At 36.4% G+C, this 26,564-nt stretch carries 18 protein-coding genes; 11 read left to right on the top strand and 7 right to left on the bottom strand.

Annotated elements, in window-relative coordinates; all coding sequences use genetic code 11:
* The first annotated feature begins 51 nt into the window (after positions 1–51).
* Positions 52–621 (top strand): DUF2911 domain-containing protein, encoded by a 570-nt coding sequence (locus OQX63_RS08970; protein WP_265850543.1) that lies wholly within the window; start codon positions 52–54, stop codon positions 619–621.
* A 211-nt stretch (positions 622–832) separates the two neighbouring features.
* Here OQX63_RS08970 and OQX63_RS08965 read toward each other — a convergent pair whose 3' ends face one another.
* Entirely contained in the window at positions 833–3,202 is a 2,370-nt protein-coding gene (locus tag OQX63_RS08965; RefSeq protein ID WP_265850542.1) for a phosphocholine-specific phospholipase C, read from the bottom strand.
* 229 nt (positions 3,203–3,431) lie between these two features.
* On the bottom strand, positions 3,432–4,937 hold the full coding sequence (locus OQX63_RS08960; protein WP_265850541.1) for a glycerophosphodiester phosphodiesterase family protein: 1,506 nt from the start codon (positions 4,935–4,937) through the stop codon (positions 3,432–3,434).
* Positions 4,938–5,420: 483 nt separating this feature from the next.
* Between OQX63_RS08960 and OQX63_RS08955 the strand changes: the two genes are divergently transcribed.
* From OQX63_RS08955 to OQX63_RS08935, 5 genes are all read left to right on the top strand, one after another.
* Positions 5,421–8,738: a DUF4175 family protein gene (locus tag OQX63_RS08955; protein WP_265850540.1), complete on the top strand. Its 3,318-nt coding sequence runs from the start codon at positions 5,421–5,423 to the stop codon at positions 8,736–8,738.
* Between the two features lie 139 nt (positions 8,739–8,877).
* Positions 8,878–9,315, top strand: a complete 438-nt coding sequence (ybeY, locus tag OQX63_RS08950) for an rRNA maturation RNase YbeY (protein WP_265850539.1) — start codon at positions 8,878–8,880, stop codon at positions 9,313–9,315.
* Positions 9,316–10,033: 718 nt separating this feature from the next.
* Positions 10,034–11,896 carry an ABC-F family ATP-binding cassette domain-containing protein gene (locus tag OQX63_RS08945; RefSeq protein ID WP_265850538.1) on the top strand — a complete coding sequence of 621 codons (1,863 nt, stop codon included), beginning with the start codon at positions 10,034–10,036 and terminating at the stop codon, positions 11,894–11,896.
* Between the two features lie 156 nt (positions 11,897–12,052).
* Complete coding sequence (mnmG, locus tag OQX63_RS08940) at positions 12,053–13,915, top strand: tRNA uridine-5-carboxymethylaminomethyl(34) synthesis enzyme MnmG (RefSeq protein WP_265850537.1); 1,863 nt, start codon at positions 12,053–12,055, stop codon at positions 13,913–13,915.
* Between the two features lie 121 nt (positions 13,916–14,036).
* The gene (locus tag OQX63_RS08935; protein ID WP_265850536.1) at positions 14,037–15,677 is read left to right on the top strand and encodes an Ig-like domain-containing protein; all 1,641 of its coding nucleotides are present in this window, start codon (positions 14,037–14,039) and stop codon (positions 15,675–15,677) included.
* Positions 15,678–15,848: 171 nt separating this feature from the next.
* Here the strand turns inward: OQX63_RS08935 and OQX63_RS08930 are convergent, their stop codons facing one another.
* Together OQX63_RS08930 and nadB are read right to left on the bottom strand one after the other, a co-directional pair.
* The gene (locus OQX63_RS08930) at positions 15,849–16,361 is read right to left on the bottom strand and encodes a gamma carbonic anhydrase family protein (RefSeq protein WP_265850535.1); all 513 of its coding nucleotides are present in this window, start codon (positions 16,359–16,361) and stop codon (positions 15,849–15,851) included.
* A 115-nt stretch (positions 16,362–16,476) separates the two neighbouring features.
* Entirely contained in the window at positions 16,477–18,063 is a 1,587-nt protein-coding gene (nadB, locus tag OQX63_RS08925; protein WP_265850534.1) for an L-aspartate oxidase, read from the bottom strand.
* A gap of 408 nt (positions 18,064–18,471) precedes the next feature.
* Between nadB and nadA the strand changes: the two genes are divergently transcribed.
* The 3 genes from nadA to thiL all read left to right on the top strand — a co-directional run bounded on the left by nadA (position 18,472) and on the right by thiL (position 21,991).
* Positions 18,472–19,512 carry a quinolinate synthase NadA gene (gene nadA, locus OQX63_RS08920; RefSeq protein WP_416276529.1) on the top strand — a complete coding sequence of 347 codons (1,041 nt, stop codon included), beginning with the start codon at positions 18,472–18,474 and terminating at the stop codon, positions 19,510–19,512.
* Between the two features lie 106 nt (positions 19,513–19,618).
* Positions 19,619–20,848, top strand: coding sequence for a dicarboxylate/amino acid:cation symporter (locus tag OQX63_RS08915; protein WP_265850532.1), 1,230 nt, complete (start codon positions 19,619–19,621; stop codon positions 20,846–20,848).
* 102 nt (positions 20,849–20,950) lie between these two features.
* On the top strand, positions 20,951–21,991 hold the full coding sequence (gene thiL / locus OQX63_RS08910) for a thiamine-phosphate kinase (protein WP_265850531.1): 1,041 nt from the start codon (positions 20,951–20,953) through the stop codon (positions 21,989–21,991).
* Between the two features lie 145 nt (positions 21,992–22,136).
* On the opposite strand, the gene OQX63_RS08905 is transcribed toward thiL, so the two are convergent.
* Positions 22,137–23,522, bottom strand: coding sequence for a DNA recombination protein RmuC (locus OQX63_RS08905; protein ID WP_265850530.1), 1,386 nt, complete (start codon positions 23,520–23,522; stop codon positions 22,137–22,139).
* Positions 23,523–23,640: 118 nt separating this feature from the next.
* Here OQX63_RS08905 and purU point away from each other — a divergent pair, with 118 nt between their 5' ends.
* Complete coding sequence (purU, locus tag OQX63_RS08900; protein ID WP_265850529.1) at positions 23,641–24,480, top strand: formyltetrahydrofolate deformylase; 840 nt, start codon at positions 23,641–23,643, stop codon at positions 24,478–24,480.
* Between the two features lie 117 nt (positions 24,481–24,597).
* Here purU and OQX63_RS08895 read toward each other — a convergent pair whose 3' ends face one another.
* Positions 24,598–25,356, bottom strand: coding sequence for an NAD(P)/FAD-dependent oxidoreductase (locus tag OQX63_RS08895; RefSeq protein ID WP_265850528.1), 759 nt, complete (start codon positions 25,354–25,356; stop codon positions 24,598–24,600).
* The gene (locus tag OQX63_RS08890; protein ID WP_265850527.1) at positions 25,284–25,766 is read right to left on the bottom strand and encodes an FAD-dependent oxidoreductase; all 483 of its coding nucleotides are present in this window, start codon (positions 25,764–25,766) and stop codon (positions 25,284–25,286) included. The genes OQX63_RS08895 and OQX63_RS08890 overlap by 73 nt, the downstream gene beginning before the upstream one ends.
* A 53-nt stretch (positions 25,767–25,819) precedes the next feature.
* Between OQX63_RS08890 and OQX63_RS08885 the strand changes: the two genes are divergently transcribed.
* The gene (locus OQX63_RS08885) at positions 25,820–26,515 is read left to right on the top strand and encodes a zinc metallopeptidase (protein WP_265850660.1); all 696 of its coding nucleotides are present in this window, start codon (positions 25,820–25,822) and stop codon (positions 26,513–26,515) included.
* Positions 26,516–26,564: the final 49 nt, after the last annotated feature.

Raw genomic sequence — 26,564 nt, 5'->3', positions numbered from 1 at the left:
AACAAATTAAAATCGTGATCGCTCACCGCAACTGAAAACAAAAACCTACAAATGAAAAATATCTTCATTGTTGTTTTCGCTCTTTTTTGCTTTAGTGCCAAGGCACAACAAGGTGCTACTACTGAAGCAAAATTTCCTGCTGCAGATCCAAGTCCTGCAGATATTGTTTATTTTCCGCTTAATGCGCCAAAGGCAAAGGCCGGAGACCCAACAAGACCGGTTATAAAAATTGTTTACTCGCGTCCACAGAAAAAAGGTCGCGATATTTTTGGTGTTTTAGAGCAATATGGCAAGGTTTGGCGTTTTGGAGCCAACGAAAGTACAGAAGTTCGTTTCTTCAAAAAAGTAAACATTGGTGGCAAGAAAATTAAAGCAGGTACCTATAGCCTGTTTGCCATTCCTGATAAAGATACCTGGACAATTATTGTAAATAGCGAAACAGATAAATGGGGCGCTTTTACCTACAATCAGGCTAAAGATGTGGTTCGTGTAAATGTTCCGGTAAAAACCTTATCTAAACCGATCGAATATTTCTCTTTAACCTTTACAGAAATTAATAGTGGAGCTAATCTGGTTATCGGCTGGGACAGAACTCAGGTGGAATTACCAATTACTTTTTAAGTCAAAATTAATAAAAATACAAGTCCCGGCTATTGTCGGGACTTTTTGTTTAAATCGTTTTTTACCTCCCCCACACTCAAAAATATTATTTCTCATTTAAGGGAATAATGAGTAAAGTTACAGCTTCGGATATATCGAGAATTTACGGAATGTGTAATACCAAATAAACCTAATTTCTTTTAAAAGCTCCCCTCTTTTTGAACGGCATTTATTACACATTACCCATATATGGATCGCTTTGGGTAATTTCTCCTGTTTCTATTTTACCTGCATAGCGGTGTTTAAATGTGGTATTACCAGGCTGCACAATACTGAAATCGTACCAATTTGCATTTTTAGCCAAGTTAAATGAAACATTTGCACCTGATTTTGGCCTAATACTTATTGTTTTACTTCCTGATTTATATTTGTTATCTAAAATTTGAAGCGTAACTAAGTTGGTACCTGTGTTCTCAAAAGCGAAAACCAGCTTACCTGTAAGCTTTTTGCTTACCAAACCACCTTGCTCTGGGTATGCTTTTACAACAATGGAAGGATTTTTTTTGCTGCCTACAAAATTTCTATAAAATCCATTCGGGCCGCTTACTGTAAGATCGTAAACTTCATTATCAAAATCATCCAGTTTAATGCTATCCTGTACTATATCGCCTGCTTTTACAGCATAGGCCCATGTTTTGCCCACAACACCTTTAAATTTCGCAATGGTATTCATATTAAAAGGTGCGCCAACAGTTTCAATCTTGCTACCAAACAAGGTCTTTACCGATTGGAAAGTAAGTGCAATTTCATGATTAACCAAATTTGCATCAACCGTTAAATGATAAGGCAATGCACAGGCCTGTTTGGTGCCATTTTCCTGCTTAGGCGCATGGCTCGATGTTTCACTTGAGAAAGATTCATATTTATTGATTTTGGCCACTTCGGTTTTATTCAATGCAGTAGGACCAACCTGTGCGGGTTTGTTTTTTGCATTACCAATATTAGCCACCACAACATCGCGTTTTAAGGGCTCAGGAGATTTGATTTCTTCTCCATTGTATGGCCTAAACACAGAGGTTAAATCACCGCAGATATTCCTTCGCCAATCGCTAATGTTATTACTTTTTATGGTTTTGCCCGTCTTTTTTGCCAGCCACTTCTCCATAAACATTAATGATGAGGTATGGTCAAATACCTGCGAATTTACAAAACCACCTTTGCTCCACGGTGAGGCAATAATCAACGGAACACGGTAACCCAAACCTATCGGACTTCCTTTTCTTGCTTCAAAATCAGTAGCATAATTTATGCCTTCAGAAGTTTTTCCACTACTCGGGTCATCAGGATTGGGAACTATAAAAGGTGGCTGGTGATCAAAATATCCGTCATTTTCATCATAGGTTAAAACAAAAATTGTTTTCTTCCATACTTCAGGGTTTTTGGTTAAGATATCCAGTGCTTCGCTTACATACCATGTTCCGTACAAAGGTGAACTGGTATGATCGGAAAAACGTTGAGGGGCAACCAACCAGGAAACAGTTGGTAATTTTCCGCTGTCTACATCCTTTCTGAACTGATGAAAAATATCTCCTTTTGGAACATTTATAGTTTCGGACTGGCCTTGATCGTTTTTAAACGTGAGGGGTTCGAGGTCTAAGTAATCTTTTTGAGAAATATTGGTGGTAAAGGCTTTATCGATCAAATTCTTTTCCCTTTGCGATAATTTATCATACTTCTCCTGAACCTCTTTTGCAGTTAAAGCTGGTTTAACCGTGTTATCGCCATTTTTTCTAAAATAAGCCGATAATTTAACGTTGTGCCTGCTAATATATTCCACAGGATTATCACCATAATTCCCCAACCAATCATCTATTTCACCCTCTGGGAGTTTTGAAGTCCACAGTTCGTTTTGGTAAATGCGCCAATCAATGCCATTATCTTCTAGCGTTTCCTGAAAGGTTGGCCAGTCTACAAATACATTATTTTGCGATTCTGCCTGATCATTATTAACTACGGCAATCCGGTTTGCACTTTTTTCTCCGCGAACGGTCCCAGTAAAAAAGAACAGTCTGTTGGGTGTTGTTCCGGTTAACGATGAGCAAAAATGTTGATCACAGATTGTAAAAGCATCTGCCATGGCATAATAGAAAGGAATATCATTCCGGTCATAGTAAGCCAATGTCATAGGGGTTTTAACGGGTAACCATTTATCGTAACGACCGCCATTGCGCGCAGCTACCTGATCATTCCACGAGTGTGGTAAACCACCTTGCCAGGTAATTTTTGTTTTGTTAATATCAACATGAAACGGAGCATACGTATAGCCCTGCCCATCCTTTTGCAGCCAAACTTTGTTGCCATCAGGCTGAATGTGTGGATGTGGATCGTTAAATCCGCGTACACCTTTCATTTTACCGAACATATGATCAAAAGACCGGTTTTCCTGCATCAGAAAAACAATGTGTTCGGCATCATAAAATGTACTGCCAGGTTCGGGATTAATGGCCATAGCTTTTAGTACCGAACTGGGCAAAGTGTTGGCTATGCCAGTAGTTCCCGTAAATAAGGCTGCTTTTTTTAAAAATTCTCTACGTGAGTCCATAAAATTTTAACATATAGCTTAGCTACTGCATTTGTAGTTTTCAGTTAACATTTTCCAGTTGACAGTTAAATTTTAGTCTGAAGTCTTTAGTCTAAGTGAAATATGCCAGCAATAAAATATTTTCCAGTTTTCAATTGGAAGTTTGCAATTCTCATTTAACCGATTTCTACAATAAACCTTTAAAATGACCTATTGATCTATAATCCCATCTTCCCTTATCCATCTTTCATCACTTCTGAAATACCCTTACATAATCAACTTTCATCGTTGCCGGGAAAATAGCATCATCTACTCCTTTTTTTCCGCCCCAATTGCCACCTACCGCTAAATTTAAAATGATGTGGAAGTTTTGATCAAATGGCCAATCGCCAGATCCCTTTTTGGTATTTTTGAAAGCGAGGTATTTTTGATCGTCGATAAAGAAGTCTATATGATCAGAAAACCACTCTATTGCATAAATATGGTATTCTGTATAAGGATTATTAACTTTCAAAGCCTTACCTACCTGCGTATGAATCACATGATTGAATTTTTCGGTATGCACTGTTCCATGAACACTGTCGGGATCATATCCTACATGTTCCATAATATCAATTTCGCCACTTTTTGGCCAACCACCATATTTTGAATCGGTAGGAAGTGCCCATATTGCAGGCCACAAGCCTCTGCCTTTCGGTAGCATCGCCCTTACTTCTACTCTCCCGTATTTGAAATCAAATTTATCTTTGGTTACCAACCTGGCTGATGTATAATGCCTGTTTTCCTTCTCCGCTTTTAGCGCAATAATATTCAGGTTTCCTTTTTTAACGATCGCATTTGCACTATCGGCATCGGTATAATATTGCAACTCATTATTTCCCCAACCTCTACCACCTACATCATAGCCCCAGTTTTTGGTTAATGGCAATCCGGAATTGTCAAATTCATCTGCCCATTTTAGTTTCCATCCCTGTGCAACCGGTGTTTTTTTAATCTCTTCTAAAAGCAGTTCAGGTTCATTAGTGGTAATATAATCAACCTTGTGGGCCAAAAGCCATTGCATTTCGGGTACTGCATTTACCGTCCATGCATTTACGGTTAAACCTAGTTTTTGTGCATTTTCAATCCAGTTATCTTTCTGGTAAACACTGTAATGGTAATCAACACCCGTCAATTTATCTGCTTTCATTTGCTCAGCACTAACTTCTCCTTTTAAATAAGCAACTTTTGCATTTGGCAATAAAGTTAAAATGCGTTTGCAATAGTCATAATCAAAACTGATGTATTCAACCCAGTCAGTTACTTTTAATTTCTGAACCATTTCTACACATTTGTCAGTTACCTCTATGCCACGTTCCTTGCTAGTTAATGAGGGTTTTATTTCCAAAATCAGCTTCGTGGTTTTCTGTTTTTTACCTGCCAATAAATAAGCTTCTAACGTGGGGATCTTTTCACCATTGGTCATGGTTTTGGTTAAAAGATCCGCGTAATTTACCTTCTCAATTGTTAAACCCTGAAATTCTGGATCGTGGTTAATCACCAAAACGTGATCTGCTGTCATCCATACGTCGAATTCCGAACCATAACAACCCAGTTTTACCGCTTCGTTTAGTGAAGCGATGGAGTTTTGAGGAAAATTATTTTTCTTCCACGCACCACGGTGTGCAATCACCAGGTTTTTGTTCCAGTTAAATTTTTGGCCGAAAGAAGCAGTAAAAATGAACAACATCAGTGCAGAAATAAGTAATTGTTTCATATTGGCATGATTATACAAAAAGCCAAAAGTAGATTTTTATCAGAATACTCGTTTAAAATCTATGTAACCTTTGTATTAAATAAAACAAATTAAGATTTTTTAATTAATGCGGTGTTAACCGGGTGGTGATTTTTTAATAAAATGTGCTTTTTTTGAAGCGCAGAGCAAGTACAGCTATCAACGTTTGTTCCCGTGCTCCGCTATATCCTTTCGCTGCGCTACAGGGATGCCGCTGCGCCCGTGGCTAAACACTTCTGATCTGCAATAAAAACCAAACGCCTCCAATTGGAGGGGAAAACCAATAGCTTTTGTTGCAGCAAAAAGAGTAGCTAAAGGCCACACAGAACACAAAACGTTCTTCTCTAAATTACAAGATGCCTTTTTAACTAAAGCCAATCCATACAATAAACAATTTGAAATAAACGCGTTACCTTAAATACTTTCCTTTTAATTGACTGGAACAATTTTTACATTTACGGAGATATGGTGAGCAATAACTACAACGATTTATTACGCAAGATAGATGAGTTTATCCGCAAATTTTACCTGAACAAAATTTTGCGGGGCAGTATTTATGCCTCAGCCATACTTTTAGCGCTATATCTCCTCGTTTTTTTAAGCCTTTATTACCTCAACCCAACCGCTGGATTTAAAACCTTTGTATTTTTTGCTTATTTACTTATCGGTATATTTTTAGTTGGTTTTTTAATCGTTAAACCTTTGCTTGCCATGCTAAAGCTGGGCAAACACCTTACTTTAGATGAAGCATCGGTTATCATTGGAAATCACTTTTCCGATATTAAGGATAAATTATTAAATACCCTGCAACTTCATCATTTAGCTGAAAAAAATCCTGAAAATAACCGCCTCATCATGGCCAGCATCGATCAAAAGATTATTGAACTCAGGCCAGTTCCATTCTACACCGCGGTTAGGATTAATGATAACCGCAAATATTTAAAATATCTTTTTGTTCCCCTTTCCATCATTTTACTCATTGCCGTTATAGCACCCACTATTTTACGCGAAGGAACAAACAGCTTCTTTAGGTATAATGAATACATTGCGCCCCAAGCACCATTCAGCTTTAGCATTTTAAATAAAAGTTTAATCGCTACACAAGGTGATGATATCACCTTGAAACTAAAACTGACTGGTGATGAAATTCCGGCGGAGATTTACGTAGAAGACGGAAAAAACACCTATAAATTGGAGAAAGAGAACATTAGTAAGTTTAACTACATTATCAAAAATATACAGAACGATAAAAAACTGATTTTTAAAGGTGGAGGATTTAGTTCTTCCATATTTACCATTACCGTTAAGCCCCGTCCTGAATTGCTTAATGCTACAGCTACGTTAAATTATCCAGCTTATTTAGGAAAAAAATCAGAATCGATTGCCAACGCTGGAGATATGCTCCTGCCAGAAGGCACCAAAGTTACCTGGAATTTCAAGACTGAAAAAAGCAACGCACTCCTATTTGCGCTAAATGGGACAGAAAACCTACTTAAAATTATTAACGATGAGGCTAATTTTAGCACGACTATCGAATCCAATTCAAAATATAGTATTACCCCTAAAAATCAATACGTTACAATCAGAGATTCACTTTCGCACCAAATTACGGTGATTAAAGATCAGGCTCCGCAGATTACGGTAGAGGAAAAGCCAGATTCAGTTAATAACAAAGCTTTATATTTTAGTGGCCAGGTAACCGATGATTACGGATTTAGCCGCCTGAGTTTTAAATACATCCTCAAAGAGCATAACCGTATTGTGGGTACCATTACCAAAAACATTGCCATTAAAAGTAATGCAACAGCAAATAACTTTTTCTATTTCTGGGATTTAAAGGCTGTTGATGCCAAACCTGGTCAGGAAATTGAATATTATTTTGAAGTAGCCGATAATGACGGCGTAAATGGTGCAAAAGTTACCCGATCTGAAATTAAAACCTTTAAACAGCCCACTAAAAAAGAAACTGCCGAACAGGTAAATGCGAGCAACCAGGCGTTAAAAAAGAAAATGCAATCAGCTATACGCTTAGCCAACACCATTGAAAAAGAGAGCAAAAAAGTGGCTGAAAGCCTTATTGATAAAAAACAAATTTCTTTTGAAGATAAAAAACAGATTGAAGCGCTCTTAGACAAACAAAAACAGCTAGATGACGCCGTAAAAGAAATTAAGGAGCAGAACGATAAAAATATTCAGCAACAGCAAGACCAAAAGCAAACGGAAGAACTTATTGAAAAACAAAAACAGATTAAAGACCTGTTTGATAATGTATTAGACGAAAAAACAAAAGAACTTTTGCAAAAGCTGCAAAATCTAATGAACGAGAAAAATAAAGACCAAACGCAGAACGAACTCTCGAAAATGCAACTGGACAATAAAACCCTCAAAAATGAACTCGACAGAATTTTAGAACTCTATAAACAGCTGGAATTTGAGCAAAACCTTCAAAATGATATAGACCGTTTAAATGAGCTCGCTAAAGAGCAAAAGGAACTTGCTCAGCAAACTAAAGATAAAAAGCAGGATAATGAATCATTAAAGCAGAAACAGGATGAATTAAGTAAGGAAATGAAAGACCTGAAAGAAGATCTGAAGAAGCTGGAAGAGAAAAATAAATCCTTGGACAGGCCAAATCCTTTCGAAAACCCTGACAAAGATGTTCAGGATATACAAAAAGATCAGCAAGACAGTAAAGATGCCCTGGACAAAAAAGATTCGAAAAATGCAAGCCAGAAACAGCAAAAAGCAGGTGAGCAGATGGAAAGATTATCCAAAAAAATGAGCGATATGCAGCAACAGGGAGAAGAAATGGAGAATAACCTGAATGCCAAAGAATTGCGTCGCCTACTGGAAAACTTATTGACTACCTCTTTCGATCAGGAAAAAGTAATGCTTGCTTTAAAGAAAATGACTTCAGCTGATCCATCTTATACCAATAATGTTCAGAAACAACGCAGCATTAAAGATAACCTTAAAACTATTGCCGATAGCTTGTATAGTTTAAGCAAACGCGTTCCACAGATAGAATCGACCGTTAATGAGGAAATGAATAAAATTAATTTCAACCTTGATAAAAGTTTAGAAAATTTGGGCGATAGAAGAACGGCTGAGGCTAACCGTTTCCAGCAATTCACCATGACTTCTATTAATAATCTAACGCTAATGTTGAGCGAAGCGCTAAATCAGCTGCAAAATATGCAGAAAAACAGCAAAGGTGGTAGTGGAAAGAAACAAAAACAAGGAATGAAGCAACTCTCCCAGATGCAGGAACAGCTGAATAAGAGCATGCAAAAAGCCCGTGATCAATTGCAAAAACAAGGGGGCAATCAAGGTACGGTTGGCAAAGGACAAATGAGCCAGGAATTTGGTAAAATGGCTCAGCAGCAGCAAATGATCCGTCAGGCTTTAGAAAAACTCAATCGTGAAGAAAATAAAGACGGTACTGGCAAAATGGGTAATCTAAACCAAGCCATTCAGGAAATGAAACAAACCGAGAGCGATCTGGTAAATAAACGTTTACAACAAGAAACATTAAATAGGCAGAAAGACCTCTTAACCAAATTGTTAGAAGCAGAAAAAGCAGAGCGCGACCAGGAAGAAGATTCAAAACGCGAAAGTAAAGCAGCAAAAGCGTTTCCTCCATCCTATCAAAAAATGCTTGATCAATTTAAAAAACAGCAGCAAAATGGAAATGATATGCTGCAGAAGTTACCACCTAGTTTAAATTATTACTACAAAAATAAGATTGCTGAGTATTTGAAATCATTGAATATGGAGCAATAATACCTTATGGTACGTCATCCTGAACTTTGATTCAGCATCTTTTACTTGAATAGACCCTGAAATAAATCCGATAGGTATCGGATCAGGGTGACGAACTGCTTTAAATTTTAATTAAATTTGCAGCCATAAACATCACAACATGCCTGCAATTTCCTTTTTCACAGAATCAGTTAGCTATAACCTTCCACAAAAACTCAAAATCAAAAAGTGGATTAAAGCTACTATTGAAAAGGAAGGGTATAAATTGCAGGAACTCAATTTTATTTTCTGCAGCGACGAATATCTACTCGGTATTAACCAGCAGTACTTAAATCACGATACTTACACTGATATCATCACTTTCGATAATTCTGAAGAAGAAAAACAAATCATCAGTGATATATTCATTAGTATCGAGCGCGTAAAAGAAAATGCTAAAACCTTCAAAACCTCAGAATTTGATGAGGTTTGCCGTATTATGATTCATGGAACCTTGCACTTATTGGGCTATAAGGACAAAGGAAAAGCTGCCAAAACCCTTATGACACAGAAAGAAGACGAATATTTAGGGTATAGAACCCAAGTAGGACTAGTTTAGTCTGCACCTTTTCTTCCCCATCATGTTATTCTGAGCATAGCGTAGAACCTGGAGGCTCTGCGAAGCAAATTTTTTAATAAAACAAATTCTTATGCTCGTAATCTAATAGCCTGAGTCCGATTAACAATGCTGCTAATTCTTCTGTATGAATATTTTGCACACTCGGGTCGTCATCCTGAATTCATTTCAGGGTCTTCCTGCAAAATAAAATGCTGACCACGAAGTAGCTACAAGGCAAGTGAAAACACTATTTCCGCTTGTAAAATAAATTCAGCATGACGCGACGCCTAGTCTAGAAGCTATAAATCATATCCGCTCATATACATTAGCGTTCGTCTAAATGTAATTGGCGTTCGTCGATTATTACAGACTGCTGGTATAATACCAGCAATCTTTCTGCAACTTTTCACAATTACCAGCGTCTTATATTAAAAAAACAATAAATAGAGGGCTTGAATTTATATTCACAGGGCCACTATACAAGATAAAGTTTAGTTTTAGTTAATGATTGAAGCAGCGGTGGAGCGATTCCGACCGCTGTTTTCTTTTTATAAATACTATTATTCAGCTAGTAAGCTTAAATACAAAACTCAATACATCAAGCTTCTGCCATTTTTAGCTGATACACAACAGCTTTGAAACATCTATTTAGCTTTCCAAGATAATTTATACTTACCTTTGCACTAATTTTTCTTTATAAATCCGAAATACAAAAAAATTGAGCACATTAATTGCGGCAGAAGGCTTAGGGCATGGTTATCATGACGAATGGTTATTTAAAAATTTAACCTTGGGAATTAATTCCGGGCAGCGCGTAGCGTTGGTTGGTATTAATGGTGCAGGTAAGAGTACATTATTGAAATTACTTGCCGAGCGGTTTCCTCCCCTTGAAGGTAAAATTGTAAAAAATAAATCGGTTAAAATCGGTTTTTTAGATCAGGAACCTCAGTTTACAGAAGGCTTTTCTATTAGCGACCATATTTTTTCGCTTGAAAATAAGCAGCAACAGCTCATTAAAGAGTATGAAGAATTAATTGAAAATCCGAATCCCGATGAGAAAACACTTAACCGCTTGTATGAAGAATTAAGTGAGCATAATGCCTGGGAATATGAACATGAGATTAAAACCATTCTTAACCGAATGGGGATTACTCATCTTCAGCAAAAAATATCTACCCTCTCTGGCGGACAAAAAAAACGTTTGGCATTAGCTAAACTTTTAATTGAAGATCCAGAAATCCTGGTACTGGATGAGCCTACCAACCATTTGGATATCGATACGATCGAATGGTTAGAGAAATTATTAACTACTGGACAAAAAACAATTTTATTGGTTACACATGATAGGTACTTTTTAGATAATGTTTGTAATACCATCGTAGAATTAGACCGGGGAAAAATTTTCAATTACAATGGAAATTATGCTTACTTCTTAGAAAAGAAAAGTGAAAGGGAAGCTTTAGATGCAACGGTTTTACACAAGAACCAACAGCTCTTAAAAAAAGAATTGGAGTGGATGAGGCGTATGCCACAGGCTCGTGGAACAAAATCCAATGCCAGAATTAATGCTTTTTATGATTTAGAAGAAAAAACCAAGAAAAAGTCTGATAATCAGAGTATTAACCTACAAATGAAGATGTCGCGTCAAGGTGGGAAGATTATTGAGGTAGAACACATCGCAAAAGCATTTGACGGTCGCCCTATTATCAACGATTTCAGTTATACGTTTAAAAAAGGAGATAGAATTGGTTTGGCTGGAAAAAATGGAACTGGAAAATCCACGCTATTAAATATCATCACCAGTCAATTAACACCAGATGCAGGTAAAGTTGAAACAGGAGAAACTACTGTTTTCGGATATTATAAACAAGGCGGTTTAACTTTCGATCCTAAAGAGCGCGTTATTGATATTGTAAAATCTGATGCCGAATATATAAAAATGGCAGATGGTTCAGTAATTACTGCTTCTGCCCTATTAACGCTTTTTCTTTTCCCTCCTAAAAAGCAACATGGAATGGTAGAGAAATTAAGCGGTGGTGAAAAGAAACGTTTGAACCTGATGAAAGTGCTGATGCAAAATCCAAACTTTTTAATTTTGGATGAACCTACGAATGACCTGGATATTGACACATTAAATGTGCTGGAGGAATTTCTAGAAAATTTTCCTGGTATCCTGATGTTGGTTTCGCACGATAGATATTTGCTTGATAAAATGAGCGATCAACTTTTTATTATGGAAGGTGAGGGCGTTGTTAAAATCTACAACGGTAATTATTCCGAATATCGTTTAAGCTTGGAACAACCGAAAATTAAAGTAGAAAATAAAAAAATTCCTGTTCCTATTGTAGAAGAAGTTCCGGCCAAAACTGCAAAAAAATTAAATTTTAAAGAACAGCAGGAATTAGCAGAAAGCGAAAAAGGTATGGAAGAAACGGAAAATAAAATAGCCGTGTTAACAAAAACCTTAAATAGTATAGATGCTTCTGATTATATTAAAATACAAGAAGTATCAACGGAAATAGAAAAAATGAGAACCAAACTGGATGATTATACCATGCGTTGGTTGGAACTTTCAGAATAATATAAAAGGAATATAATCCTATTTTCTCTTTGATGTTTCACGTGGAACATCTGATACAGATACTGAAATAAATCTGATAATTATCAGATCAGCCTGATGAAAAGAGAAGTTTAAAACAAATTGTTCCACGTGGAACAATTTTAAAATGTAAGTAAGATGTTTTCAAAATATGATTTGATTGTTGTTGGTGCGGGTCACGCAGGATGTGAAGCTGCTGCTGCTGCTGCCAACTTAGGGTCATCTGTTTTATTAATAACAATGAACATGGGTACTATTGCCCAAATGAGTTGTAACCCAGCAATGGGTGGCGTGGCCAAAGGACAAATTATTCGTGAAGTAGATGCAATGGGTGGCTATTCTGGAATAATATCTGATAAATCGACCATTCAATTTCGTATGCTCAACAAATCAAAAGGACCCGCTATGTGGAGTCCAAGAGCACAAATAGATAGAATGCGTTTTGCAGAAGAGTGGCGCTTAGCACTAGAACGAACAACAAATCTAGATATATGGCAAGATAGTGTTGTTGCTCTACTCGTAAAGGACAATACAGTTTATGGCGTTAAAACCTCGTTAGGTATTGAAATAGAAAGCACAGCAGTTGTACTAACCAATGGAACTTTCTTAAATGGTGTAATGCACATTGGCGAAAAGAAATTTGGTGGTGGCAGAACAGCAGAAAGAGCATCGACTGGGATTACCGAACAACTGGTTGAATTAGGCATGGAAGCTGGTAGAATGAAAACTGGTACCCCACCCCGTGTTGATGGTAGAAGCCTTGACTATTCCAAAATGGAAGAACAATGGGGAGATGAAAATCCAGGGAAATTCTCATACACGGATACAGAAATTTCAACAGATCAACGCTGTTGCTGGATTACTTATACCAATGACAATGTCCATGAAACTTTGAAAGAAGGTTTTGAAAAATCACCTATGTTCACCGGTCGAATCAAAGGCTTGGGTCCAAGATACTGCCCTTCTATTGAAGATAAAATTAATCGTTTTGCGGAGCGTGATAGACATCAAATTTTTGTTGAACCTGAAGGATGGAATACTTGCGAAATTTATGTTAATGGTTTTTCAACTTCTCTTCCGGAAGATGTACAGTTTAAAGCCTTAAGATTAATTCCTGGTTTCGAACAAGCCAAAATGTTTAGACCTGGTTATGCAATAGAATATGATTTCTTCCCGCCTACTCAATTATCTTTAACGCTGGAAACTAAATTGATCAGCAATTTATTTTTAGCTGGACAGATAAATGGGACTACTGGTTATGAAGAAGCAGCGTGTCAAGGTTTCATGGCAGGCATAAATGCACACCAAAAAATTACTGATAAACATGAACTGATCATGAAAAGATCTGAAAGTTATATCGGTGTTTTAATTGATGATCTGGTAACCAAAGGAACGGAAGAGCCTTATCGCATGTTTACTTCAAGAGCTGAACATCGTTTATTATTAAGACAAGACAATGCTGATATTCGCCTCTCTCCTATCGGCCATGAACTTGGATTAATTTCAGATGAGCGTTTGGCTAAAGTAAACCAAAAAATTGCCAATGCTGATACTTTGGTAAAGTTTACAAAAAGCCAGGGTATTGAAATGGCCGATGCCAATCCAATGCTAGAAAGTTTAGGCTCAAGTGTTTTAAACCAAAATGTAAAAATCCACAGTTTAGTTGGCAGACCCCATGTTGGTTTACAAGATATCATTAAGGTAAGTAAACCATTAGCCGAAGCTACAAAAACGTTAGATAAAGAAACTATTGAGCAAGCTGAAATTAAAATCAAATACGAAAGCTATTTTGAAAAAGAAAATGAGATTGTAGCTAAAATGCTAAAAATGGAAGACAAGGAAATCAAGCCAGATTTTGACTATAATAAAATTGTTTCCATATCAAAAGAAGCACGTGAAAAATTATTTAAGATAAAACCGCGTACATTAGGTCAAGCGTCGAGAATTTCAGGTGTTTCGCCATCAGATATTTCTGTTTTAATGGTTTATATTAATAAATAGCTGATAATCAGTAATTTATAAAAAATAAAAACAGCTTTAAATAAAGCTATTTAAGAAAGAAAAAATATTTTTTAATCATAACATTCCAAAAAGTATAAAAATTCGTCAGAACGATTAAAATATGCCAAATTTAAAAGATCAGTATTTTAAGCTTAAAAATTTAGCAGCTGTTATAACCCTGCTCCTATTTTACGGTTGTGCCAGTATGCAAACACCACAAGGCGGACCAAAAGATACCAAGCCACCTAAAGTTTTGAGCATGACCCCAAAGAATCTGACGAGAAATTTCAATGCTAAAAAAATCGTAATTGAATTTGACGAATATTTTAATTTGAAAGATGAGTTTAAAGAATTTTCAATTTCCCCCGATCAGGAAAAAGTTCCGGAGTTAAGAAAGAGACAAAAAAGATTAGAAATTATTCTTAAGGATTCTTTAGAGAAAAATACAACTTATACTTTAAACTTTGGAAAATCCGTTGCAGACGTTAACGAAGGAAATGTCGTTAAAAATTTATCTTATGTTTTTTCAACCGGGCCAGATATTGATTCATTATCGATCAGCGGTAAAGTAATTAATTCATTAAGTGATGAACCGGAGAAAGATGCTACTGTATTTATTTTGCCCTTAGAAAGAGATACCATTTTTGGAAAAAAGCGCGCATCAATATATACTACCACCGATAGCGCAGGAACGTACAAATTAAGCAACCTGAAAAAAGGTACCTATAAAGTTTACGCAATTAAAGAAAATAGTGGTGGTGGTGATAAAATATACCAACAGATATCAGATGAAGTTGGATTTATAAAAGAGCCTATCGTAATCGACAAAAACCTGGAAAACATTAATCTGCAGATATTTAAAGAACTTGCACCAGAATTTCGCGTATTAGACCGTAAACTGAATAATGATGGTAGTATATCAATCATCTTCAATCAGCAGCTTAAAAGCCCTAAAATAACCATTACGGATCCTCCGGCAATAGATGCAGGTAAGTACGTTCATTTTACCAAAAATAATGATACCGCTAAAATTTGGCTTAAAGACATGAGTTTCGATTCAGTAAAGGTGGCTATTGAAGATCAGGGAAAGCTTTTACAAACGCTTAATTTTACCAAAGGTAAAAAAGATACTTACACACGGGATCTTACTATTTCTGATAACTTATTGGGTGGCAAATTAAACCCTTTTCAGCAGTTAACCTTAACCTTTCCTTTTCCAATAACTGCTGCAGATCCATCTAAAATCACCCTTTTAGAAGATTCAGTTAAAAGAACAGCTTTCGAGGTGGTGAAAGATACTGTAGATTTTCTTAAATACTACATCAAATATCCGTGGAAGCATAAAAGAAACTACGATATAAAACTGGGTGCTGGGGCATTTACAGCAATATTTAATGCGAAAAATAAAGATATAACCAAACGCTTTACACTGGAAAGCCAAGACGCTTATACCACTCTGTTATTAAATGTAACTGTTCCGGATACTTCAAAAAGATATGTGGTGCAGTTCCTAAATGAAAAAAAAGATGTCATAAAATCTTTTCCAGTTAGCCAAAATACGAAAGTTACTTTTTCTAAATATCCGGCAGGTAAGTACATGCTCAGGGTTATTTATGATGAAAATAAAAATGGTATCTGGGACACAGGAAATGTTAAGGAAGGATACCAACCCGAAAAAGTATGGTATTTAAAGGCATTAATGGATTTAAAACCCAATTGGGAAAGGGAAGATCCATTGGTAATACCACCTCCAACACCATAAATCGGTCGTCATCTCGACTAAAGCTCAGTGTAGCGGAAAGATGTATATTTTAAACTGATTTATTGCTCCCAATCGTCATGCTGAATTTATTTCAGCATCCTTTAATACGAAAGACCCTGAAATAAATTCAGGGTGACGACACTTTGTTATTTTGTATAGTTTAATGAAAAATTAGGTAGTAAACCAACCCGAATACATGATATAATTATCTGGTAATTTATTCAATAAAGCCCTTTGCTCTTCAGTAATGGGCTTTATTTTTTTTGCAGGTGTACCGGCATATAAATAACCAGTTTCGCAAATGGTATTTTCCAATACAACAGATCCGGCTGCTATAATACAATACGATTCTACAACAGCATGATCCATTACAATAGCACCCATACCGATCAAAACATGATCTTGAACGGTACAACCATGTACTATAGCATTATGCCCAACCGATACCCTATTTCCAATGTGTGTAGCAGCTTTTAAGTATGTAGCGTGTATTATCGCGCCATCCTGAATGTTCGTTTCATTTCCTATGGTAATTGCATTCACATCGCCTCTAATTACGGCGTTAAACCATACAGAACATTTATCTCCAATAGTTACATCACCCACTATTGTAGCATTCTCTGCAATGAAATTATCATTTCCTATTTCAGGATATTTATCTTTTACGGGCAATATTAAAGGCATAATATTATTTTACGTCACCCTGAATTCATTTCAGGATCTTTAAAGGATTATTTATATATCGTGTTAAATGCTGAACTAAATCCGATAGCTATCGGATCAGCTTGACGATATTCTACTAAAAAACAGTATCTACCAATTCATTAGCATGTTCCGGATAATCTGTAGTATAATGTAATCCCCTGCTTTCTTTTCTTTGCATGGCAGATTTTATCACGATATAAGCCGTTTGAATCACATTTCTTAACTCACAAAGCTTAACAGAAACTTTATTCTTTTTATAAAATTCTTCCGTTTCCTGGTAAATTAAAAATAAGCGACGATGTGCTCTTTCCAAACGAAAATCGGAACGTACAATTCCCACATAATCACCCATAATTTTTTGTAACTCCCTCAGGTTATGCGTTACCAATACATCCTCGTTAATTTGTGTAACGCCATGCGAATCCCATTCTGGAATGTGATCTGGAATAATGTTATTTTTAAAGTTTTCAATAGCATCCTGATAAATTCGATGTGCAAAAACTGTAGCTTCTAATAAAGAATTGGAAGCCAATCTATTAGCTCCATGCAAACCAGTTGATGAACATTCGCCACAAGCATATAAATTTTTAATGGAAGAACGACCATATTCATCTACCAGGATACCACCACACATATAATGAGATGCAGGAGTAACTGGTATATAATCTTTCGTCATATCAATTCCTATAGATAAACATTTAGCATATATATTAGGAAAGTGTTTTAGAATATCCTCTTTCTTACGCATGGTAATATCAAGATAAACAAATTCATCACCTGATTTCTTCATTTCATTATCTACCGCGCGGGCTACAATATCACGAGGTGCTAAAGATTTACGCTCATCATACTCATGCATAAATTCCTCGCCATTCTTACGCCTCAAAACCCCACCAAAACCCCTAACTGCTTCCGAAATTAAGAAGGATGGATACTCTCCAGGGTGATATAAAGCAGTTGGATGGAACTGAATAAACTCCATATTTCTTACTTTTCCCTTTGCACGGTAAACCATAGCCATACCATCACCAGTTGCAATAACCGGATTTGTTGTGGCCGAATACACGTGTCCGGCACCACCCGAAGCCATAACAGTCACATTTGCTAAAATCTTTTCCACATCGTTAAGCTCTGTGTTAAAGGCATATATGCCATAACAGTTAATATCTTCGGTACGTTTATCCACAAACTCACCAAGGTGATGCTGGGTAATTAACTCCAGTGCAAAGTAATGTGTTAATATCTCTATGTTGTTATTCTCATGAATTTCATTCAGCAACACCCGTTCAATCTCATATCCGGTGATGTCCTTATAGTGTAAAACACGGTGTTCAGAGTGCCCCCCCTCTTTAGCTAAATCATAAAAACCAGAGTTGTCTTTATCGAAATTTATACCATAGTCAATGATCTCCTGGATGCGCTGAGGTCCCTCTTTTACAACGATTTCCACAATTTTTTCGTCGCATAATCCATCGCCTGCAATCAGTGTATCTTCGATATGTTTTTCAAAAGAATCACCTTTATCCACCACAACTGCAACACCGCCCTGAGCATATTTTGTATTCGATTCGTCTTCATTCGACTTCGTAACAATTAAAACCTTACCAAACTTTGCAGCTTTAAGTGCAAAACTCAAACCCGCTATACCTGAACCGATTACCAGAAAATCTACTTTCCTCATTAATAAAAACATTTACTTTATCCACGATGTTAACAACTAGTTGATAAATGTTAACTCTGTGTCTAAATTATCCTAACAAATAAATTTGAATGTTTAAAGCTACTCTAAAAACACAATTTGCCACAATCTTTTGCGCAATTTTTAAGCAGCTTCATACAAGTAATTAACTTTTTCCCCACTTATAAACAATTAACATTCCACTATTGATAAAAATTGAGTGACTTTTCGATAACACTGAAAATCAAACCTATAATATTAGATTAATGTAATCTAAATGTTAGTAAACAATTAATAACTTATCTAAACGAAAGAAATTTCTAAACTTGCCAACAATACTAACACACTAATAAACAAACAAGATTTATTTATTTAAAATAACTTATTAATTATTGAGACGTGGAAAGCTTTATCTTTGACCAACGGCAAAATTCAAAAAAGGAAAATTTTAAAATGAACATAGATGTCTTAGAAGAAATCAACAAAAAAGGTTTCGCAGAAGAAGAAATTGATCCTACACTCGATCTTTTTGCAGAGATTGAGAAATTAAAAAAGGAAAAAAATGCCATAATCCTTGCACACTATTACCAAGAACCTGATATACAGGATATTGCAGATTATATTGGCGATAGTTTAGGTTTATCACAAGAAGCTGCAAAAACAGATGCTGATGTAATTGTGTTTGCTGGTGTGCATTTTATGGCGGAAACAGCCAAAATTTTATCTCCTAACAAAACAGTTTTGTTACCGGATGTAAAGGCAGGTTGTTCATTAGCAGATAGTTGTCCACCACACCTATTCAGGAAATTTAAAGAAAAATATCCAGATCACCTGGTTATTACCTACGTAAACTGTACAGCTGAATTAAAAGCTTTAAGTGATATTGTTTGTACAAGTACAAATGCGGTACAGATTGTAGAAAGTTTACCTAAAGACCAAAAAATAATATTCGGACCCGATCGAAACTTAGGGGCTTATGTTGCTAAAAAAACAGGTAGGGATCTGGTATTGTGGAACGGTGCCTGCATGGTACATGAAATTTTCTCACAGGAAAAAATTACAAAACTGAAAGAACGCCATCCGAATGCTAAGTTTATAGCACACCCGGAATGTGAAGAAGTGGTTTTGAAAATGGCTGATTACATTGGTTCTACCACCGGTTTGCTAAAGTACACGATCACTAACCCGGCTACAGAATTTATTGTGGCAACAGAAAGTGGAATTATCCATCAGATGGAAAAGGCAAATCCAACAAAAACATTTATTCCGGCGCCGCCAAACAATAGCTGTGCCTGTAACGATTGTCCTTACATGAAAAGAAATACTTTGGAAAAACTATATTTATGTATTAAAAATGGTTTGCCTGAAGTAACTGTTCCTGATCATATTATTGAACAGGCGCGTAAACCGATCCAAAGGATGCTGGATATTTCTGCAGAATTGGGTTTGTAAGAAAGATCGTCATTGCGAGGAGGTACGACGAAGCAATCTTAATGCATTTGCCGGTAGCGATGGTTGTAAGATAGCTTCGTGCCTCGCAATGACGGAAAATAAGTATATGGAAAAAAACAGTATTCTTAAAAATTATTCAGGCCTATTATGGCTTTTGGCGGGCATAACTGCTGGAAGCATTATCGGTTTAATTTTTGGGAAAAGCGTTGAAAGTATTAAACCATTAGGGGATATATTTTTAAACCTGCTGTTTACAGCTGTTATTCCATTGGTATTTTTTGCTGTTTCCTCAGCCATTGCAAATATTGATAGAACAAAAAAGTTAGGCAGATTATTAACCATTATGGTAATGGTATTCCTATCTACTATCCTTATTTCTGCGGTTTTAACTTTATTTGCCACTTGGATCTTTCCTATCCATCAGCAATTGGGGAATGCAACTTTACCAACTGAGCCTGAGAAAATCATGTCGTTTGGCGAACAAATGACACAACTTTTAACAGTAGGTGAATTTTTCGAAATCGGAAGCAGAAAAAATATGCTTGCGCTGATTATTTTTTCGGTACTGGTAGGTTTTTCAACTTTATATGCCGAAAAGGAAGGTGAAGGATTTAAAAAATTTCTGGTATCAGGTAATGAAGTGATGAAAAAACTCATCATTTTAATTATGAAATTGGGGCCGATTGGCCTGGGTGCTTATTTTGCCTACCAGGTTGGGGTATTTGGTCCACAGCTTTTTGGTACCTATGCAAAAGCTTTGGGGTTGTATTATGGAGTTGGCGCATTTTATTTTATTGTTTTTTTTACTTTGTACGCTTTCGTTGCGGGTGGATTTAAGGCAATTAAAGTATTTTGGAAAAATAATATTGTACCTTCTTTAACTTCTATCGGAACCTGTAGCAGCATTGCCACTATTCCGGCAAACTTAGAAGGGACTACAAAAATGGGCGTACCGGCATACATCACCAATGTAACGATTCCTTTGGGATCAACTTTACATAAAGATGGGTCGAGCATTAGTTCCATTATTAAAATTGCCGTTGTTTTTGCCATTTTTGGTAAAGATTTGGTACATGTTGATACGATAATTTTAGCGCTTGGCATTACCGTGCTGGTAAGTATTGTTGAGGGTGGAATACCAAATGGTGGTTATATAGGCGAATTATTGATGATTTCGGCATACCAATTGCCACCTGAAGCTTTGCCACCAGCGATGATTATAGGTACTTTGGTTGATCCAATGGCTACTTTGTTAAATGCTACCGGTGATAATGTTGCGGCAATGTTAATTGCCAGGTTTACTGAAGGAAAAAATTGGATGGAAAATATTAAATAGATAAATCCGTCACCCTGAACTTGTTTCAGGGTCTTATTTATTAAGATGCTGAAACAAATCCGATAGCCATCGGATCAGCATGACAATAATGTAATATAATTTATGTTTGAAAATAAAGAACGCACAGATATTAATGAATTAGGCGAATTTGGGTTAATTAAACACCTGACTACTAATTTCAAAATTAAAAATGATTATTCGGTAAAAGGTGTTGGCGATGATGCAGCAGTACTAGATGCAAAAGGCAAACAGACTTTAATTTCGACCGATTTATTGTTGGAAGGAATCCACTTTGATTTGGCTTATGTGCCATTAATGCACCTGGGGTACAAAGCAGTGCAGGTAAACCTGAGTGATATTTATGCCATGAATGGAAAAGCAAGTCAGATTACAGTTTCCCTGGGTTTATCAAGCAAATTTCCATTAGAAGCAGTTGAAGAAATTTATAAAGGCATTGAGCTGGCTTGTAATAAATATAACATCGATTTGATTGGGGGCGATACGTCATCAAGTAAGCAAGGTTTAGTGATCAGTATTACCAGTATTGGTTATGCTGATGCAGATAAAGTGGCATACAGAAATGGTGCTCAGGAACATGATTTGTTATGCGTTTCCGGTGATTTGGGCGGTGCATATTTAGGTCTGCAGATTTTAGAAAGAGAGAAATTAATCTATCTGGAAAATCCACAGATCCAACCCGATTTAGAGGGTAAAGATTATATCATTGAAAGACAATTGAAACCAGAAGCCAGGATGGATATTGTGGCGCTTTTAGATGAGATGAATATTAAGCCAACTTCTATGATCGATGTATCAGATGGTTTAGCTTCCGAAATTTTGCATTTGGCAGAACAGTCGGATAAAGGAATGACGATTTACGAAGAGAAAATTCCTTTAGATCCAATGACTTATGAAACCGCACGCGAATTGGGAATTGATCCAACCGTTTGTGCATTAAGTGGTGGCGAAGATTATGAATTATTGTTTACCATTAGCCAGGAAGATTATAAAAAGCTGAAACATGATGTAGATATCACCGTAATTGGCCATGTTACCGATAAAAATTCGGGTTGCAAAATGGTTTCTAAATCTAATAATGTACACGAGCTGAAAGCCCAGGGCTGGAATGCTTTTAAAAAATAAAAATTCGTCATTTCGAGCGGAGTGCAGCGGAGTCGAGAACCACGAAGTGCTCAGCGAAGCTAAATCTGTTTAGATAGATCTCTCCATTCCACTGTGTTCCAGTCGAGATGACGATTTTATGTTGTAGTTGATATTTTTAAGGCACCTATAAATCTTGCGACTCATTTAAATCCAGGTACTTTGTATCAATCTGTTTAGTCGCCTTTGCACCGAGTTTTTTAATCTTTTCTGAAGTATTGGTTAAATTTCCGGCGCCTACTGACAATTTATTAATGGCTTTATCGTAAGCATCCTGTCCATTTTTAATATATCTGCCAATGTTTTCCAGGTCGGCAACAAAACCCACAAATTTATCATACATGATGCCACTTAAACGGGCAATTTCCATCACGTTACGGTTTTGACGCTCCTGTTTCCACATGCTCGCAATGGTGCGTAAGGTAGCGAGCAAAGTAGACGGACTTACAATTACTACTCTTCTATCCCAGGCAAAATTGAAGAGTTCTGCATCTTTTTGAACCGCGATACTGAAAGAAGATTCGATTGGAATAAACAATAGCACAAAATCTGGAGAATTAATTTTATATAAATCCTGGTAGTTTTTTGATGAAAGTTCCTGAATGTGATTCTTAATGGAGGCCAGGTGCTGTTTTAGATAGCCTTCACGCTCTTCATCGGTATCTGCTGATACAGATCGCTCATAAGCTACTAAGCTCACCTTAGCATCAACAACAAGGTGTTTATCGTCAGGGAGGTCGATCACTACATCGGGTTGATAGCGGCCGCCTTCGGCGGAAGTGTGCGAGGCTTGAATACGGTATTCCTGATCGCGAACTAAACCTGAGCGCTCCAGAACCTTTTCCAGAATAATTTCTCCCCAATTTCCCTGCTTTTTACTATCACCTTTTAGCGCTTTGGTTAAATTATTGGCATCTTCCTGGATGAGTTTGCTTTGAATCTGCAGTTCTGAAATTACACCTTTCAGTATATTTCTTTCGTCTGACTCTGCTTTGTAAACTTTTTCTACCTTATCTTCAAAAGCCTTTATATTTTCTTTCAAAGGATTGAGAATGATATCCAGGTTGGTGCGGTTCTGCTCTATAAATTTAGTGGATTTTTCTTCTAGTATTTTATTGGCAATTAATTCAAAATCTTTATTCAGCTTTTGTTGCGACTGCTCGTAACTTAATTTTTGTTCTGTTAACTTTTCTTTTTCAGCCAGGTAAAACGATCTTGTACTTTCGAGTTCACGGTTGGCATCTGCAAGCCGATCCCGCTCAGCCTGTAATTCATCAATTAAGCGTTGTTGTTCTTCCTTAAGTAAAGTAGTAATGTGTTCTTTTTCTGCAGATAAATTAGAAACGCGTTCATCTGCTTTGGCTAAATTGATTTTTAGAGTTTCATTTTCACCTCTCATCCGTTCAAAATCCTCTACTGAAATAATAGATAAAGAAGCTTGTGGTTTCTTAAGTAATAAAATAACCAGAACAATTAAAATTATAATTAGTAAAGCAATGCCAACAATCTCCATAATGATAAAAATTTTAGCAAAAATGGAGATTTAAAATAGATATACCAAAAATAATTAGTCAGCATGAGCCAGATAAAACCGTAAAAATTATTTATAATTGGATATTAGTATTTTATAAATGAACGCTTTAACTGTCCTTATTTCTTGCCCCGATCAAGTTGGTTTAGTTACCAATATTACCCGTGTGCTGGCTGCACATCATTTGAATATTGTTGCTATGCGTGAGTTTGTAAACGAAGCCAATAAAGCATTTTTTACAAGAATTGCCTGTACCGGAAACCTGGAAGATGCAGAAAAATTAAAGGAAAAACTTTTAGAAAATTTACCGAATGCTGCAGAGGTAAATTTAATTACCAAACAGGAAAAGCAGATTGCTGTTCTGGTAACGAAAGAGTATCATTGTTTGGCAGAAATACTGATTAAAAACCAATTTAAAACTTTAGGGGCAAATGTTCAATGTGTTATTGGTAATTATGAAAGTCTGAAGGATTTTACAGAGAAACTAGGTATCCCTTATTTTTACGTAGATCATAACAATAAAGATAAAAGTGAATTCGAGGCTGAAGTAAAAGCGATTATTAATCAATTTGAGGTAGATTACGTGGTATTGGCGAAGTTTATGCGGATTCTTTCGGCTGACTTTGTAAAAGATTACGCAGGTAAAATCATCAATATTCATCATTCCTTTTTACCCGCTTTTATAGGTGCTAATCCTTATCGCCAGGCTTTTGAGCGTGGGGTAAAAATTATTGGGGCTACCGCACATTTTGTGACCGATAATTTGGATGAAGGTCCAATTATTACCCAGCATACCAATCATGTTGACCATAATTTTGGGGTAAAGGAAATGGTCCGTGCCGGTAAGGAAATAGAAAAAAAAGTACTACTAGAAGCGTTGGAACTTATTTTTGAAGACCGGGTTTTTGTAAGCGGCAATAAGACGGTAGTGTTTAAATGATGTAAAATGGATGACGGAATTGATGACATGCTCTTTTTTGCCACTGTCTGTTATCCCGAATGCAATGAAGAATTCTTTGCGAAAGCTATCTCCGTGTTCTCTGTGGTAAAGAAACAGCTATAATTTATTTAATAGCAAATTCGCCACGTCTTCTCCGGTTTGCGAGCCGATAGCAACACCCATACCATTACACCTGGTTGCACAAAATAAATTCGGACGGATTTCTTCAATAAAGGGCTCTAGTATTTTTCCAAAAGCCATAATCCCACTCCAACGATAATCAATTTCATATTTAGTGGCTGGTAAGATGACTTCTTTTAGTAGGTGTTCGAGTACCGATTGGACAGGTTCAGTTTGCCCAAAAGCGGTAGTTTCTTCGGCTTTGAAATCAATATTTCGGCCACCACCCAACAAAATTCTGTTATTTATATTTCTGAAATAGTAGTAACCTTTATCGTAATGAAAAGTACCCTCTATCTTTAAGTTTTTAATGGGTTTAGTTATCAAAACCTGACCGCGGCCTGGGTTGATATCCACATCAGGATATAGATCTTTGATAAAGGCATTTGTAGTAACTATCAATCTTTTACATAAAAAATTTCCATTTTGGGTAATCAGGCGAAAACCTTTTGATTCTTCTTTAATCTGATCTACAGTGCAATTGTTAAAAATGCCAATGCCAAGTTGTTGTGCATATTGCATTAAAGCAGACATCATTTTGCCACTATCAATTTGAGCTTCATATTTATTTTGGATTAACGTACCTATACTTTCGAAACCAAATAGACTGATTTTTCTATTTTTTAAACTGAATGCATTGGATCCGACAATATCGTTAACAAGAAGGTTAAAATGTTCAATTTTGGATACACCCATTTCAGCCGAAAAATTGTCTTCTTTTTTAAATAGTTCATATCCACCGAGGCATGATAATCAATCGTATTATCGCCCAGCAAATTACGCAATTTGAGCAGGCCTTTCCAACGTTTTTCGATAAGCGCCACAAGCCGCTCACTACCAATTATTTCTTCCTGCTCCATTAGTTCAGAAATGCTTCCAAAACATGCAAAACCTGCATTTTTTGTACTTGCACCTGTAGGTAAAAATCCCTTTTCGAGTATGACTATCTTTAGGGAAGGAGCTGTTTTTTTAAGGTGGATGGCAGCATTTAATCCTACTATTCCGCTACCAATTACAATCGCATCATAATTACTAAAAAATGATTCTTTTTCCCAGTATGAAAGTTCGGTTGGCATACTATAAATGTACTGTTTTTTAAACTTCAAATAATATGGGAACGCTTTTTGATATATGCTAAATGAAAAACATACAAAAGAAAATGGGAGTTTATTTAATATTAATCATCCCGGTATTATTGCTGAGCATGTTTGTACAATGGCGGTTTAGAAACAAGTTTTCCAAGTATGCCGAAATGCAATTAAGCTCTGGTTTATCGGGCAAAGAGGTAGCAGAAAGAATGCTGCATGATAATGGGATATACGACGTGAAGGTGATGAGTACCGAAGGGCAATTAACAGATCATTACAATCCATCAGATAAAACCGTTAATTTAAGTACAGATGTATATTATAGCCGAAGCGTAGCGGCAGCTGCAGTAGCGGCTCACGAATGTGGACATGCGGTACAACAGGCGAAATCATATAATTGGTTACAGTTAAGAAGCAGTATGGTACCGGTGGTGAGTATATCATCTAATCTTTTACAATGGGTATTATTAATAGGCGTATTATTAATAGGTTTTACCGGAAACCCAATTGTTTTGGCGATTGGTGTAGTGGGTTTAGCATTAGTGACCATATTTAGTATCATTACGCTACCTGTCGAATTTGATGCCAGTAACCGTGCATTGGCCTGGTTAAAAAATAATAATGGTGTAATGCAAACACGAGAAGAAAATGCGCAGGCAAAAGATGCGCTTTGGTGGGCAGCGATGACTTATGTGGTAGCAGCTGTTGGTGCACTGGCCAATTTATTATATTACGCATCAATGCTTTTTGGAAGAAGCAGAGATTAAAATATTACCTATGGAAAGTGTAAATGCGGAAAGATATATCTTTCCGCAT

The sequence above is a fragment of the Pedobacter sp. PF22-3 genome (assembly GCF_026239555.1).
Lineage (GTDB): Bacteria > Bacteroidota > Bacteroidia > Sphingobacteriales > Sphingobacteriaceae > Pedobacter.
This window is presented reverse-complemented; position numbering and strand designations above follow the sequence as displayed.